Annotated in this window: 12 protein-coding genes and 1 pseudogene; 5 read left to right on the forward strand and 8 right to left on the reverse strand. The window is 49.9% G+C overall.

From position 1 onward, the window contains the following. The first annotated feature begins 55 nt into the window (after positions 1 to 55). Complete coding sequence (locus tag ITJ87_RS04665; RefSeq protein WP_117964307.1) at positions 56 to 1303, forward strand: pitrilysin family protein; 1248 nt, start codon at positions 56 to 58, stop codon at positions 1301 to 1303. A gap of 9 nt (positions 1304 to 1312) precedes the next feature. Here ITJ87_RS04665 and ITJ87_RS18950 read toward each other — a convergent pair. The 3 genes and pseudogenes from ITJ87_RS18950 to ITJ87_RS04675 all read right to left on the reverse strand — a co-directional run. After that, positions 1313 to 1530: pseudogene (locus ITJ87_RS18950) on the reverse strand (alkaline phosphatase); the annotation flags it as partial. A gap of 202 nt (positions 1531 to 1732) precedes the next feature. After that, positions 1733 to 2314, reverse strand: coding sequence for an epoxyqueuosine reductase QueH (locus ITJ87_RS04670; RefSeq protein WP_117964306.1), 582 nt, complete (start codon positions 2312 to 2314; stop codon positions 1733 to 1735). Continuing rightward, positions 2314 to 3498: a DUF5009 domain-containing protein gene (locus ITJ87_RS04675; protein ID WP_117964305.1), complete on the reverse strand. Its 1185-nt coding sequence runs from the start codon at positions 3496 to 3498 to the stop codon at positions 2314 to 2316. Before ITJ87_RS04675 ends, ITJ87_RS04670 begins: the two co-directional genes overlap by 1 nt. Before the next feature lie 55 nt (positions 3499 to 3553). On the opposite strand from ITJ87_RS04675, the gene ITJ87_RS04680 reads away from it, so the two are divergent. From ITJ87_RS04680 to ITJ87_RS04695, 4 genes are all read left to right on the forward strand, one after another. Next, the gene (locus ITJ87_RS04680) at positions 3554 to 5197 is read left to right on the forward strand and encodes a DUF6377 domain-containing protein (protein WP_117599856.1); all 1644 of its coding nucleotides are present in this window, start codon (positions 3554 to 3556) and stop codon (positions 5195 to 5197) included. A gap of 205 nt (positions 5198 to 5402) precedes the next feature. Further along, on the forward strand, positions 5403 to 6653 hold the full coding sequence (locus ITJ87_RS04685) for a glycoside hydrolase family 5 protein (RefSeq protein ID WP_117964304.1): 1251 nt from the start codon (positions 5403 to 5405) through the stop codon (positions 6651 to 6653). A 366-nt stretch (positions 6654 to 7019) separates the two neighbouring features. Further along, a complete protein-coding gene (locus tag ITJ87_RS04690; RefSeq protein WP_117964303.1) occupies positions 7020 to 9245 on the forward strand; it encodes a glycoside hydrolase family 3 C-terminal domain-containing protein in 2226 nt (741 codons plus the stop codon). A gap of 280 nt (positions 9246 to 9525) precedes the next feature. Further along, complete coding sequence (locus ITJ87_RS04695) at positions 9526 to 10212, forward strand: MIP family channel protein (RefSeq protein ID WP_117599853.1); 687 nt, start codon at positions 9526 to 9528, stop codon at positions 10210 to 10212. 134 nt (positions 10213 to 10346) lie between these two features. Here the strand turns inward: ITJ87_RS04695 and uxuA are convergent, their stop codons facing one another. The 5 genes from uxuA to lepB (ITJ87_RS04720) form a co-directional block, all read right to left on the reverse strand. Beyond that, positions 10347 to 11519, reverse strand: coding sequence for a mannonate dehydratase (gene uxuA, locus ITJ87_RS04700; RefSeq protein ID WP_117964302.1), 1173 nt, complete (start codon positions 11517 to 11519; stop codon positions 10347 to 10349). Between the two features lie 34 nt (positions 11520 to 11553). After that, a complete protein-coding gene (locus ITJ87_RS04705; RefSeq protein WP_117599851.1) occupies positions 11554 to 12366 on the reverse strand; it encodes an SDR family oxidoreductase in 813 nt (270 codons plus the stop codon). A 109-nt stretch (positions 12367 to 12475) separates the two neighbouring features. Next, positions 12476 to 13111 (reverse strand): WbqC family protein, encoded by a 636-nt coding sequence (locus tag ITJ87_RS04710; protein WP_117599850.1) that lies wholly within the window; start codon positions 13109 to 13111, stop codon positions 12476 to 12478. Positions 13112 to 13200: 89 nt separating this feature from the next. Continuing rightward, the gene (lepB, locus tag ITJ87_RS04715; RefSeq protein WP_117599849.1) at positions 13201 to 14136 is read right to left on the reverse strand and encodes a signal peptidase I; all 936 of its coding nucleotides are present in this window, start codon (positions 14134 to 14136) and stop codon (positions 13201 to 13203) included. Then, positions 14133 to 15626: a signal peptidase I gene (gene lepB, locus ITJ87_RS04720; RefSeq protein ID WP_117599848.1), complete on the reverse strand. Its 1494-nt coding sequence runs from the start codon at positions 15624 to 15626 to the stop codon at positions 14133 to 14135. Before lepB (ITJ87_RS04720) ends, lepB (ITJ87_RS04715) begins: the two co-directional genes overlap by 4 nt. Between the last annotated feature and the right edge of the window lie 3 nt (positions 15627 to 15629).

Genomic DNA, 15629 nt, shown 5'->3' on the forward strand with positions numbered 1-15629 from the left:
AACGGCAATAAGTTTTATTGTATTTTTGTCGCCTCAAATAGTTTGAAACGTCAGAATGAAGAAGTTAAAAGAGAATTTACCGTCGGCTTTCAACCAACATATCTTGTCCAACGGCTTGCGCATCATTCATGAACCTTCAGTCTCCAAGGTGGCTTATTGTGGTTTTGCTGTAGATGCGGGTACGCGCGATGAGCTTGAAAACGAGCAAGGTATGGCGCATTTTGTGGAGCACCTTATATTTAAAGGTACCGCCAAGCGTAAGGCATGGCATATCCTGAACCGTATGGAGAATGTGGGCGGAGACCTTAACGCCTACACCAACAAGGAAGAGACGGTGATTTACTCTGCTTTCCTGACCGAGCATTTCGGCCGTGCCTTCGAATTGTTAACGGATATTGTATTCCACTCCACTTTCCCGCAACGCGAAATCGAGAAGGAGACGGAGGTGATTATCGACGAGATACAATCCTACGAAGACAACCCTTCCGAGCTCATCTTCGATGATTTCGAAGACTTGATATTCAGAGGGCATCCCCTGGGACGCAACATTCTGGGCAATCCCGGGCAACTGAAGCTGTTTCGCAGTGAGGATGCCGCTGCATTCACTTCTCGCTTCTACCATCCCGGCAATATGGTCTTTTTTGTTCTGGGCAATCTGGACTTTAGGCAGGTGGTGCGCTGGGCGGAAAAACTCCTCGCGGATATACCTGCCATGGCAGTGGACAACCGCCGTATGCCACCGCCCCTCTATGTACCCGAGCATCTTGTAGTGCATAAGGATACTCACCAGGCACATGTCATGATTGGCAGCCGGGGATATAATGCATACGATGACAAGCGCACCGCACTTTACCTGCTGAACAATGTTTTGGGTGGCCCGGGCATGAACAGCCGATTGAACGTTTCTCTCCGTGAACGTCGTGGGCTGGTCTATAACGTAGAATCCAACTTGACTTCCTATACCGATACGGGAACTTTCTGCATCTACTTCGGTTGCGACCCTGCAGATTTGGACTACTGCACCCGCCTGGTATATAAGGAATTGAAACGCTTGCGTGATGTCCGGATGACTTCCTCGCAGCTTGCGGCTGCCAAGAAGCAACTTATCGGACAAATCGGTGTAGCTTCGGATAATAATGAGAACAATGCGTTGGGCATGGGCAAGACTTTCCTGCATTATAATAAATGCGAAACTTCCGAAGCCGTGTTCCATCGCATTGAACAGCTCACTTCGGAAGCTCTGTTGGAGGTGGCAAACGAGATGTTTGCCGAGGACTATCTTTCGACGCTCATTTATCGCTGATCGCTTTTTTTATTTGAAAACCTGCAACATAGGACGTCTTATCCATACTTGTGGCTGTTTCAGTCCGAGGATGTGGACAATGGTGGAGGCAACGTCATACTGCATCATGCTTTCGTGGAATTCGCCTCCTTTCTTAATGTTCTTTCCGGAGCCTGCATTTCCTGCATGGTCTTGTTGCCATGGCCGTTTTCAATGCCTCCGTGGTTGGCAGTAACGATGAAGATGGTAGGAAATATGCTATGATGGTTCAATACACGTGACTGAAGTTCGGGAGTCTTAGAGCCTCATTGTAGGCACCCCAGCCATCAAGACCGATGAAAACTACGTGTTTGGCTCTTCACTTAGCATTGCAGGGAACAGAAAAGAGGTATACCGCTGTCGGAGTGATGAGTAATGTAAAAGTCAGTTTCTTCATGTTTTCTTTAGTTTTTATTTATTCTTTTCCAGTCGTTGCATGCTGAATTCACAGCCGCAATACTGCTGGTTATAGAAATCATACTCTTTCAGCAGTTGGTTGCGTCGCTCCTGGAGCCCGCCCTTCCGCCAATTCTGTTCCCAGAAGAGGGTGCCCGGATAGAGTGCGGCGGCACGGCATCCTGCTTCATTGATTTGTTCCAGGCTTTTCCAGCGCGAAGAGGCAAGGGTGGTAGTGAATACGGAGAAACCATGCTCGGAAGCGTAGCGGGCTGTTTCTGTCAGGCGCAGAGTGAAGCACTTCAGGCAGCGGCTGCCGCGTTCCGGTTCATGCTCCAGGCCCTGCATGGTATGTAACCAGTGTGCATAATCATAGTCTGCATCGATGAAATCGATGTTTTTGGAGGTTACGAAACGGATAGCCTCGTTTTTCCTTGTCTCATATTCTGCCTGCGGATAGATGTTGGGATTGCAGTAGAATACGGTCGGGCGTATGCCGTTGGCCAGCATGCACTCGATGATGGCGGAAGAACAAGGTGCGCAGCACGAATGCAGCAGCACCTTGTTGTCACCGTTGGGTGTCTGAACTTTCAACATTATACTTTCAGTTTAATCTTGCCTTTCACCAGCAGGCCGGTCAGCCCCACAATGACAAGCGAGAACACGAGGGACTTGAGCAGTCCCGGTACACCGCTTCCCAATGCCTCGGGATAGTGCAGATGCAGCAGTTGCTGGACAGCATACCAGATGTAAGGGATAATATAGCAGGTCAGCGTTGCCGTACCTGCAGGTTTGATGATATCGAACCAGTTGGTTTTGCCTTTCACGTCCGTCAGCCAGTAGAAGAAACCGAACAGCGGGAAGAACATGGCGAGGCAGTAGAACAACCATGTCGGCGTGGCTTGTATTTTGGATATAATCCAGAATGGGTGTGAGACGAGGGCGAGGACAAGCATTCCTACGCCGAGGGCACAAAGCATGCCGATGAATCGTCCCGGCCGTTCCCGGTCGGCATAACGCTGCATGAGCAGGGAGGTCAATACGCCGGACATACCGAAGGCATGCAGTGTCCAGTCACTCGGGATAAAGGGAAGCAGGATAATCCGGCTGCCGTACTCTCCCGGTATCAGGTCTGAATGGCTGACTACGGCAAGCAATACGACCACGAACCAGGCAATGGCATTCTTCCGCAGGCTTTCCCGGGTGAACAGATAGATGCCTGCACATACCGCATACGTCCAGCCGATAAGTCCGAGGATGCCCCACCAGCTTATCTGGAACGGTTTCCCGTTCATGTCCTTGTAGATGACGAGGAAGGCGAGCAGCAGCACGCCTGCTGTTTTCATTGCAGTGAAAAGGGTCTTTTTCGTTCCTTCCGCTTTGGGATATACCCCCCAGGTGAGGAAGAAACCGATGACCATCAGGATGGAAAACCATTGGTGCGATAGACCGCCTTCGATGCCTCCGCTGTTCAGTGAAAACAGTCCCATGGCAATCAGCGCCACTGTCCGCCAGAAGATATGGGCCACGACTTGCAGGGTGTTGTCTCCCTTTTTGTACCGGTTTTGTATGGCAAAGGATACGGACATGCCCATACAGAAAAGGAAAGCGGGGAAGATGGTGTCGGAGAATCCCATCATGTCTTCGTCCATCCTGGCATGCATCAGCCAGTGGGGGACGTTTTTCAGTCCGGGAATGTCGTTGACAAAGAGCATGAAGAACATGGTGAGTGCGCGGAATACGTCTACCGCGGCAATCCGTTGGGGTGTTAAGCTTTTCATGATAGATAATTTGTTTGGGGGTTTAGAACGCAAATATAGGAAACTATTTTTTCCGATGCTACTGCTTTGCAGGATTTCTTGCTATATTTGCATGAACTTTATGGTCATGGAAAGGAGATTGTTCACTTTTTGTTTTCTTGCCGTCGTGGTATGGCAAAGTGTGGTTTTTGCTGCCGGCACGCCCTCTTTTACTGCGCTGACGTCCTCTTTGGATGAGGCTATCGAGGCGCACCGGCACTATGTCGCCGTGCGTGAAGGACGCATTGCCCGGCTGAAGCGCCAAGTGCTGGATACCGATACCGCCAATATCTCTTTTTTTCGATGGAATGGGGAAATCTATAAGGAGTATAAGACATATATCTGCGATTCGGCCATCCATTATCTTCGTGTCAATCTGGATTGGGCAGAGCGTTATGGCCGGCAGGATGCGGTACTCGAAACAAGGCTGGAGCTTGCCCACCTGATGGCTTCGGCAGGTATGTACGAGGAGGCTGCCGAACTCTTGAGGCAGACGGACAAAGCTTCCCTTCCCTCCCATCTGCTGCCGGACTATTACAATGCCTGTCATAAACTTTACACAGAACTGAGTTTCTATACGCTGGACGATTCTTTCAAGAAGCATTATCAGGCTTTGGCTACCCATTATGACGATTCTTTGATGCAGGTACTTCTGCCTTCATCCTCCCTCTACCTGGAACGAAGAGAGGCGCGGGAGGCCGCTGCAGGCCATCCGGACGAAGCCTTGAGCATCAATGATACGCGTCTGGCACATGCCAAGCCCAATACTCCCGAATATGCGCTGGTGACCTATCAGCGCTCATTGCTCTACCGCCGGCTCGGGAACCGGGAGGAGGAGAAGCGCTATCTGGCTTTGTCGGCACTGACCGATATTCGCCTGAGCATCACAGACCATGCCTCACTCTGGAACCTGGCGGAACTTCTTTATGAGGAAGGGGATATGGAGCATGCCTACCGTTACATCCGTTTCTCGTGGGACGAAACCAACCGATACAACGCCCGTAGCCGCAGCCTCCAGACTGCCGGCATCCTTTCACTGATAGACCTCACTTATCAGGCCATGCGCGAGAAGCAGAATGACCGGCTCCGGCTGTACCTCTGGCTCATCAGCACTTTGATTGTGCTGTTGGTGGTGGCAGTGGGCTTTATCTACCGGCAGATGCAGCGACTCTCTGCCGCACGGAACAAACTGGAGCATGCCAACGAGCAACTGCAACTCTCAAACAACATCAAGGAGGAGTATGTGGGCCGTTTCATGAATCTCTGCTCCGTTTATATCAACCGGCTGGATACCTACCGGCGGATGGTCAACAAGAAAATCTCTGCCGGGCAGATGGAAGAGCTGCTGAAGATGGTGCGTTCCCGTGAGGTGCTGGACACCGGACTGAAGGAACTCTATGATAACTTTGATACTGCCTTCTTGCACCTTTTCCCCGATTTTGTCGATAAATTCAATGACTTGCTGCAGCCCGAAGAACGCATCGTGCTCCGTAAAGGCGAGTTGCTGAATACGGAACTCCGCATTTTCGCCTTGATTCGTCTGGGCATCGACGACAGTTCGCAGATTGCAGAATTCCTCCGTTATTCTGTAAACACCATCTATAATTACCGTGCCAAAGTGAAGAACAAGGCCCGCATTTCGCGCGAGGACTTTGAAATACGGCTGATGCAGATACGCTGACAATACGTCAAACCGGTTTTTTGAATCCACTTTCTGCCTTTCTCTTCTTCTACTTATATTTCTGATTATTAGTTGTTTGTTTGTTTGTGCTTCTTTACTTCTTCCACCTATTCCCGATTCGCCGGTACGAGGTGTTCTTATCTTTCCTAACTTTGGGGAAGTAAAAGCGAATATCGCAACTGATACCATAACCAAAATTATTGCCATGAAACATTTATTAGCGACAAGCATTTCCATCGCCTTGCTGTCTTTGGGCCTTGCGGGATGCGGTGAGAAACAAGCGACAAAAGAAGTAACTTCGGATGCATTCGTAACCATTCAGGGTCAGGACTTGATAAAGCCCGACGGTACCAAACTCTTCATCATGGGTACCAACCTGGGTAACTGGCTGAATCCGGAAGGATACATGTTCAAGTTCAACAAGACCAATTCCGCTCGTTTCATCAATGAGATGTTCTGCCAGCTGGTGGGACCGGACTTTACGGCCGACTTCTGGAAAGCATTCAAGGACAATTATGTAACGCGCGAGGACATCCGCTTCATCAAGGAGCAGGGTGCCAACACCATCCGCCTGCCTTTCCATTACAAACTGTTTACGGACGAGGACTATATGGGGCTGACTGCCGACCAAGACGGCTTTGCCCGCGTGGACAGCCTGGTAGAGTGGTGCCGCGAATCGGACTTGTACCTCATCCTCGACATGCACGACGCCCCCGGCGGACAGACGGGCGACAACATCGACGACAGCTACGGCTATCCCTGGCTGTTCGACAGCGAAGTCAGCCAGCAACTTTACTGTGACATCTGGCGCCGGATAGCCGACCACTACAAGAACGAACCGGTCATCCTCGGTTACGAACTCTTCAACGAGCCCATTGCCCCTTACTTCGAGAACATGGAGGAGCTCAACGGCAAGCTGGAAGATGTATATAAGAAAGGTGTAGCCGCCATCCGCGAGGTGGACAGCAACCACATCATCCTGCTGGGCGGTTCGCAATGGAACGGTAATTTCAAGCCTTTCAAGGACTCCAAGTTCGACGACAAGATAATGTACACCTGCCACCGTTACGGAGGCGAACCTACCCAAGCTGCCATCCAGACGATTATCAACTTCCGCGACAGTGTGAACCTGCCCATGTACATGGGTGAGATAGGCCACAATACGGACGAATGGCAGGCCGCTTTCTGCCAGACGATGCGCGAGAACAACATCGGCTATACCTTCTGGCCCTACAAGAAGATGGACGGTTCTTCTTTCGTCGGCATCACTCCGCCGGAGAACTGGGCAAACATCGTGTATTTCTCCGAAGCACCGCGTGCCACGTACAAGGAAATCCGTGAGGCACGTCCCGCGCAGGCCATGTCCCGCAAGGCGATGATGGACTTTATCGAGGCATGCAAACTGAAGAATTGTGTGGTTCAGGAGGGTTATATCCGGTCATTGGGAATGAAGTAGCGGGTACTGCCTCGCTGCAAACAGTACGTATCAAGTCCTAGAGGATGAGATGCCGGGACTTAGCATGAAAGAGGTAGGGACTGAGCTGTACACACCATAGGACTGAGAACCCAAAACATCCGGATGTTTTAAGGCAAAACATGGGGATGTATTGGGATAAAACATCCGGGTGTTTTGGGGTAAAACATGGGGATGTTTTGGACAACAACATCCGGATGTTATGGATACTCACTATACGGCTGTAAGGATTTCAGTTCCTATGTGTGGGGGGATAAGTCATATTCCCTTGTCTGCTGGGGATTGTCAATAGTACGGACTGATTATGAGTACTTACTTAAATTATATAACAACTTAAATTGTACAACAATGAAAAAAGTATTATTCGGTTTGGTTCTGGCTGCTGTCGCGCTGCCTCTTTCAGCCCAGCAGAAGCCCGTCTATCTGGACGCAAGCAAACCTATTGAAGAAAGAGTGGAAGACGCTTTGAGCCGTCTGACCCTGGAAGAGAAAGTGAAGTTGACTCATGCGCAAAGCAAGTTCAGCAGTGCGGGTGTACCCCGTCTGGGCATTCCCGATGTATGGACGGATGACGGCCCTCACGGTATACGTCCCGATGTGTTGTGGGACGAGTGGGAACAAGCCGGATGCACCAATGACTCCTGTGTGGCTTTCCCTGCCTTGACTTGTCTGGCAGCAACCTGGAACCCCGAAATGTCTCTCCTTTACGGACAGAGTATCGGTGAAGAGGCGCGCTACCGCAACAAATCGGTCTTGCTGGGCCCTGGTATCAATATCTACCGTACACCGCTCAACGGACGCAACTTTGAGTATATGGGTGAGGACCCTTATCTGGCCGGAAAGATGGTAGTGCCCTATATCCGGGGCGTGCAGCAGAATGGTGTGGCTGCCTGCGTGAAACACTTTGCCTTGAACAACCACGAAGTGAACCGTCACACCACCAATGTCATCGTGGACGACCGCGCCCTTTATGAAATCTATCTGCCTGCCTTCAAGATGGCTGTGCAGGAAGGTGGAGCGTGGAGCATCATGGGTGCCTACAACCTTTACAAAGGCCAACATCTTTGCCACAACCAATACACATTAAACGATATATTGAAGGGCGAATGGGGATTCGACGGCGTAGTCATTTCCGACTGGGGCGGCACGCACGATACTCGGCAAGCCATTACCAATGGGCTGGATATGGAATTCGGCAGTTGGACTAACGGACTTTCAAATGGTGCCAGCAATGCATACGACAATTATTATCTGGCGAATCCCTACCTGAACCTCATACGCGAAGGCAAGGTCGGTACTAAGGAGCTGGACGACAAGGTACGCCGCATTCTGCGCCTTATCTTCCGTACGGTGATGAATCCCGACCGTCCGTGGGGAAGTATGCTTTCTCCGGAGCATTACGAGGCTGCCCGCCGCATCGGCGAGGAGGGCATCGTACTGTTGCAGAACAAAGGCAATGTGCTCCCGATAGATTTGGACCAGACTAAAAAGATTCTGGTAGTGGGCGAAAATGCTATCAAGATGATGACTGTAGGTGGTGGCAGTTCTTCGCTGAAGGTGCAGCGTGAGCTTTCTCCGTTGGACGGTATCAAGCAGCGTGTGGCTGGCAAGGCTGAAGTGGTGTATGCTCGTGGCTACGTGGGCGATGCAAGCGGTGAGTATAATGGTGTGGTGACTGGACAGAACCTGAAGGATGACCGCACTCCCGAAGAACTGATAGCCGAAGCCGTGAAAGAAGCCCAGGATGCCGATTATGTAATCTTCATCGGCGGTTTGAACAAAAGCAACGGCCAGGACTGTGAGGATTCAGACCGTGAAGGTCTGGGTTTGTCTTACGGACAAGATGCTGTTATCTCTGCACTGGCAAAGGCAAACAAGAATCTGATTGTTGTCAACATTTCCGGCAATGCCATTGCCATGCCGTGGGTGAACGAAGTGCCTGCTATCGTTCAGGACTGGTATCTGGGTTCCGAAGCCGGTAGTGCTCTCGCCGCTATCCTTATGGGGGATGTGAATCCCAGTGGCAAGCTTCCGTTTACCTTCCCCGTGAAGTTGGAGGATTGCCCGGCCCACAGCCTGGGTGAATATACCGGCAAGCGGAGCAAGGACATCATCGACATCAAATACAATGAAAGTATTTTTGTAGGTTACCGTTGGGCCGATAAGCAGAAGAAGGTGAAACCGTTGTTCCCCTTCGGCCACGGTTTGAGCTATACCACTTTCGAGTATGGCAAGCCCACAGCCGACAGCAAGACCATGCAGGCCGACGGTACGCTGACCGTGAAGGTTTCTGTAAAGAATACCGGAGCGCGCGAAGGGCAGGAAGTTGTCCAACTGTACATCAGTGACAAGAAGTCCTCTCTGCCTCGTCCCGTCAAGGAACTGAAAGGTTTCCAAAAGGTGAAACTGGCTCCGGGCGAAACAAAGGAAGTCACATTTACCATTGATAAGGAGGCTCTTAGCTTCTTCGATGACACCCAGCACGCTTGGGTGGCCGAGCCGGGTAAGTTCGAGGCTGTCATAGCAGCTTCGGCAGCCGATGTGAAGGGAACGGTTCCTTTTGAATTGAAATGATGTAGGGAAATAAAGTTTCCTTTTAGGTTATTATCAAAGATAGTGTAGATGGAGGGTGTGGCCGTGAGGTTGCACCCTTTCTTTGTACTCTTTACAAGCCAATATGTTTTCTTATATTTCTGAGTTTCTTCGGGTTGGCTAAAGAAGATGCAGATATGCTGGATGTTAGAGTCAAAGCAGTGATGTTTTGTAGTAATGGGTGAGTTTTTACCGCCGTGTTTAGGCAGATTTTCATCTTTTATATTTATTTTTGCAGAAATCAATGTTTGATAAAACTATCATGAAGAAGTATTTAGCAGAAATGATCGGGACAATGGTTCTTGTCCTGATGGGATGTGGTAGTGCTGTCTTTGCCGGAAGTGCGGCGGGGGCGGTTAGTGCAGGTGTCGGAACGCTGGGAGTGGCTTTTGCTTTCGGCTTGTCCGTTGTGGCGATGGCATACGCTATCGGAGGAATCTCGGGATGTCATATTAATCCTGCCGTTACCCTGGGCGTTCTGTTGTCCGGCAGGATGAGCGGGAAAGATGCAGCCATGTATATGGTGTTTCAGGTTATCGGGGCGGTTATCGGTTCTGCCATTCTTTATGCATTGGTGTCTACGGGCGCTCATGGCGGTCCTACGGCTACCGGTTCCAATGGGTTTGCTGACGGAATGATGTTGCAGGCATTCATTGCAGAGGCTGTGTTCACGTTTATCTTTGTGCTGGTTGTCTTAGGTTCTACGGATTCCGAGAAGGGGGCGGGTAATCTTGCAGGATTGGCCATTGGTCTTACGTTGGTATTAGTGCACATTGTTTGTATTCCTGTTACGGGAACTTCTGTCAATCCTGCCCGTAGCATCGGTCCGGCACTGTTCCAGGGTGGCGAGGCTCTCTCTCAGTTGTGGCTGTTCATTGTAGCTCCGTTTGTGGGTGCTGCGCTGAGTGCCGTTGTATGGAAAGTGCTTGCTGCAAAAGAAGGTAAATAAATGCCGGCAGACAGTGCCTTAAGAAGAGGCGGCTGATGGCAAAAAACTTATAAAGGGAAGCCCTCCGTCCGAAACTTCAAAGTTTCGGACGGAGGGCTTCCTGTTCTTTCCTTATGCTTGCTATTTCTTGTGCCTTATTCGTACAGCGATTTGGCTATACCCATTTCCAGTCCACGAAGTTCTGCCAGTCCACGCAGGCGGCCGATACAGGAATAGCCGGGATTGGTTTTCTTCTTCAAGTCGTCCACCATCTGGTGCCCATGGTCAGGGCGCATTGGGATGGAGACGCCACGATGTTGCTGCAGTTCAAGGAAGGCTTTCATCACGTGATACATGTCCACGTCTCCTTCCAGGTGGTTGGCTTCGTAGAAGTTGCCTTCGGCGTCGCGTTGCGTACTGCGCAGGTGGACGAAGTTGATGCGGTCGGCAAACTGCTGCATGATGGCTGCACAGTCGTTGGCACTGCTTACACCGAGTGAGCCGGTGCAGAGGCAAAGGCCGTTGCTCTTGTTGGGAACAGCGTCAATCAGTGCCTGGAAATCGGCAGCACAGCTCATGATGCGTGGCAGGCCGAGGATGGAGCACGGTGGGTCGTCTGGATGGATAACGAGCATGACACCTGCTTCGTCGGCTACCGGAGTGATTTCTTGCAGGAAATAGATCAGGTTGGCACGCAGGCGTTCCGGAGTGATGCCTTTGTAGCGGTCCAGTTCCTGCTGGAACTGTTCCAAGGTGAAGCTTTCTTCTGAACCGGGAAGTCCGGCAATCATGTTGCGTACAAGCAGTTGTTTGTCTGCCTCCGTCATCTGTTCGAAGCGGGTACGGGCCTTGGTCTTTTCCTCGTCAGTGTATTCGGCTTCTGCACCGGGGCGATGTAGCAGGAAGAGGTCGAAGGCGATGAAGGCGGCACGTTCAAAGCGGAGGGCACGACTGCCGTCGGGTAGTTCGTAGGCGAGGTCGGTACGTGTCCAGTCCAGTACGGGCATAAAGTTGTAGGTGACAATGTGAATGCCGCATTTGCCCAGGTTACGCAAGCTCTCTTTATAGTTGTCGATATACTTCTGGAAGTCTCCGGTTTGGGTCTTGATATGTTCGTGTACGGGTACACTTTCTACTACAGACCAGCGCAGACTGACGGCTTCAATCATTTCTTTCCGTTTCTTGATTTCCTCTACTGTCCATATTTCCCCGTTTGGAATATGATGCAAGGCGTTTACAATGCCGGTAGCCCCGGCTTGTTTGATGTCCCAAAGGCTTACCGGGTCGTTGGGACCGTACCAGCGCCAGGTTTGTTCACAAAGAATCATGTTATTTATTGTTTGATGATTTGCAATTTACTATTTACATCGCGAATGCGTTGAACCCTCCGTCCACTACAGCCACCGTACCGGTGACAAAGCTGGAAGCATCGCTGATGAGGTATTGGATGGTTCCGCAAAGCTCTTCTGCACGGCCCATACGTCCGAAGGGAGTTTGGCGGATCACATCTTGCCCACGTTCCGTGTAGCTTCCATCCGGGTTCGTCAGCAGGGCACGGTTCTGCTCTGTGAGGAAAAATCCGGGTGCGATGGCATTTACACGAATACCTTCGCCAAACTTTTTGGCAACTTCTGTAGCCATGAAAGCTGTGAAATTGGAGATACCGGCTTTTGCGGCAGCATATCCGGCTACGCGCGTCATGGGGCGGAAAGCAGCCATGCTGGAGAAGTTGACAATAGCGCCTGCCTTCTGCTCCACCATTGGTTTGAGGAAGACTTGTGTAGGCAGTACGGTACCGGTCAGGTTTAATTCCAGCACCCGTTGGAATTCTTCTATCTTCAAATCGAAGAATGTACCCGTAGGCGCGATGGTGGCACCCGGCATATTTCCACCGGCTGCATTCAGCAGGGCATCTATGCGTCCATAGGTTTTCAGAATATCAGCCAGGTTCTGTTCCAGCAGTTCACGGTTCGTCACGTCGGTTGTCAGGAACATGGCTTCTCCACCGTTTGCCTTGATTTCTCTGGCAATGGCGTCCCCTGTTTCTGCCTTGCGTCCTAAAACAACAACCTTTGCACCTTCTTCTGCCAGATGAAAGGCGATGGCTTTCCCCAATACTCCCGTTCCACCGGTTATAACCACTACTTTGTCTTTGATGTCAAATAAGTTTTTCATGATTCATTCATTTAAAATTACGTTGTGTTTTATTTGATTAACATTGCAAAAATACGGAATAATCTGTTGCACTGCATTTACAATCGTACAGAAAATATGTGCTTATTGTTTAGGTGATGGACTTCTGTAATATCAATAAACTCTCCGGTCCCATATTGAACAGCAGGTCTATGATGCTCAAGTTGGGCAGAAACCCGAGTCTCTCTTGAAACACCTGATAATAAGGTTGTGGTGAGAATTCTGTATCTTCCAGGGCAAAATCCTTTTTCGGATGAATGCGTTCGCGGAAATCTGTCTCATGCGGAGCAAACTCAGTCCGGTATCCGGTAGTACGTGTCATATCCGGTTGCAAGTCTATCAAGGAACAGACGAGGTGGCAAAGTTCTTCGTTGAAATCGGCTAAAAATTCATATTTCTGTTCATAGAAGGGACGGAAGTCATCCTTGTAGTATTCGAAGAAGGGAGTGTGGTTATAGGCAGATTCTATGGCATTCCAGTGCAGATGCCTCCAGTTACCGTGGTCTGAAATACGTATATCGCGCATCGGGCATTTCAGGGTGCTCGGTTTGACGGTGGGGATGGAAAGGGCCAGTTCACCGTCCGGTGCAGCAATGGTACAACGGTTCCGGTAAGTCTGCTTCATATAGTGGTCATGCTGTTCGATGAATACTTTATCGTATGCCAGTAGTTTGGTATAATATTCTATGGGAGCCAAATAGGCGGAAGAAAGAAAAACTGTTTTCATCAGTATATTTACGATTAGATGATTTGCGATTTACGATTGAAGTTACTGTTCATTGTTTGTATTTTCATTTTTATTCTTTCATTTGTTTGTCATTCCACTTTTTTCCATATCCTACCCCATCGGTAACCGCTGAAAGGTCCTGTTCCCTTTTCTTTGGAGAACCAGATGACAGACGCCTTGCCTATGATGTGGTCTTCGGGGACGAAACCGAAAAGGCGGGAGTCCGAAAGATTGATGGCATTGTTGGCACCTACCCAGTAGTAGTCTTTGGTAAAATGGCAGTGCTGCACGGGCTTGCCTTCCACATAAAGGGTGTCGTTCTTGATTTCGGCCTGTTTCTTTTCGTGAAGTACCAGGGTATTCCGCAGCAAAGTCTTGTTCCACGGATATACGCGTACGGTTTTGCCTTTGCCGGGGATTATCAGAGGTTTCAACATCTCCATGGAGTCTTCCTTGACAATCGGTTCTATCCAGCAATTCCCGTTCATGGCTTGTTCCAGCAAGTAGTGTTCATAGCGGCTGAAACTACGTATATTCTTTATTGAGTCCTGTCCCAATAGTTGGTTGGGAGCGATGGAAAGGATGGAAAGCAATGAATCCAACTGTCGTTCCCGTTGCCTGGGGTAAGAATAAAGAAACTTCTGGTCGGGTGCATTCTTTTCGGAAGGAATCACTGAAAAAAGCGAATCTATCAGTAAGGTATCTCCGGGAGTACCGATGCAACGGCTGATAAAGACTTCCCGTCGGTCGATCACGGGTTCTGAAAGATTGGCAGGATTGTTGAATACAAGAATATCCTCTTTCTGCACCGGACTGTCCGCCCAGCGATGATATCCCCATAACTTCATAAAAGGAAGTCGTAGACCGTAGCTCCACTTGTTTACAAGAATACGTTCACCCTGATACAGTGAGTTCTCCATACCGGAAGAAGGGATAAGATAGGAAGTTGCCACACAACCCCGAAGCAGCACTACGACGAGTGCCACTCCAACGATTGTAATTGCTATCTTCCACCCTTTTTTCATTTAATGTTGTCCACCCACTTGAATATCCGGTTCCAGCGTATCTTGCCATCAAACCAGCTGCGGTCTTTGTCCAGTGACAACCATACTACGATAGGCTTTCCTACGACATGGTCTTCCGGCACAAAACCCCAGTATCGGGAGTCGGCGGACTTGTCGCGGTTGTCGCCCATCATCCAGTAGTAGTCCATATTGAAAGTATAGGAGTCGGTCTTTTCACCGTTGATGTAGATGCCGTCTTCCTTGACTTCCAGTTTGTTGCCTTCATAGGCAACGATGCAGCGTTCGTAGATGGGCAGGTTATCCTCGGTCAGCTTGATGGTGGCGCCTTTGGCAGGAATCCAGATTGGGCCGTAGTTGTTGCGGTCCCATTGGGTGTAAAGGTTCAGCGGATACATCTGTCCCGAGAATTCTCCCGGTTCGATGATAATACTACTGATGAGTTTCTTGTTGCCCGAAAGGGTCTCGTACATCTTTTTAGTGAGCGGAAGATGATAGACCGGTGCCAGCCTGCCTTGGGCATCCCGGCGGTCCAATCCCATTTCAATCAGATTCTCTTCCCAGCCCAGACCGTCAGTCATCAGTGTCTGGTCCTCTTTGCTGATGCCCAGTTCACGGAACATATCATCGGTGATATAGGGCCCCGTTGTTTGTACAAAGTAGTTGAACTGCATTTCTGTAGGGTTCTCGATAGCTTTGCCGTCGATGTATACTTGTCCCTTCTTGATTTGCAATGTATCGCCGGGTAGGCCTACGCAACGTTTTACATAGTTTTCACGACGGTCGACGGGACGTATGACAATGTCACCGTACATTCTCGGATTGGAACGGATGAGGTTACGTCCGGCATTGTAGTACAAATCATAGACGGTACGTTGCTGTTTGCGTGTCAGACTGTCCATATTCACTTTGTTGGGATACACGCGTTTTCCTTCTTCGTAAGCAAGGGTATAGAAATCTGTCTGCTGGAAGTTGGTGGCTACCGTGTCGCCTGCCGGGAAGTTGAACACCACAATGTCGTTCAGTTTCACTTTGCCGAAGCCCGGTACACGTTTATATTTCCATTGGGGCCATTCGATGTACGATTTGGTGTTGAATACCGGCAGTGTATGTTGTGCCAGCGGCATGGAAAGCGGCGTATTCGGTACGCGCGGGCCATAACTCATCTTGCTGACGTAAAGGAAATCGCCTACCAACAAGGATTTCTCCAATGAGGAAGACGGTATCTGATAATTCTGGAACACATAGATATTTACGAAGTAGACGGCTACCAGCGCAAATACGATGGCATCCACCCAACTCATGATGCTGCGTACGGCAGGATTCTCCGATTTCTTCCAGAACCCCCAGGGTATCTTCTTACTGATGTAGATGTCAAAAATGAAAGGTAGTACAATCAGCCCCAGCCAGCTTTTTACCCAAACCAGAAAGGCAAGGTAGAGCAGGGTGACTATACTGAATTTAATCCATTGGGTGCGTGTTGCTTTTCTCATGAT

Origin of the sequence: Bacteroides sp. HF-162, from assembly GCF_015679285.1 — a bacterium.
In the GTDB taxonomy this organism is placed as follows: Bacteria; Bacteroidota; Bacteroidia; order Bacteroidales; family Bacteroidaceae; genus Bacteroides; species Bacteroides uniformis.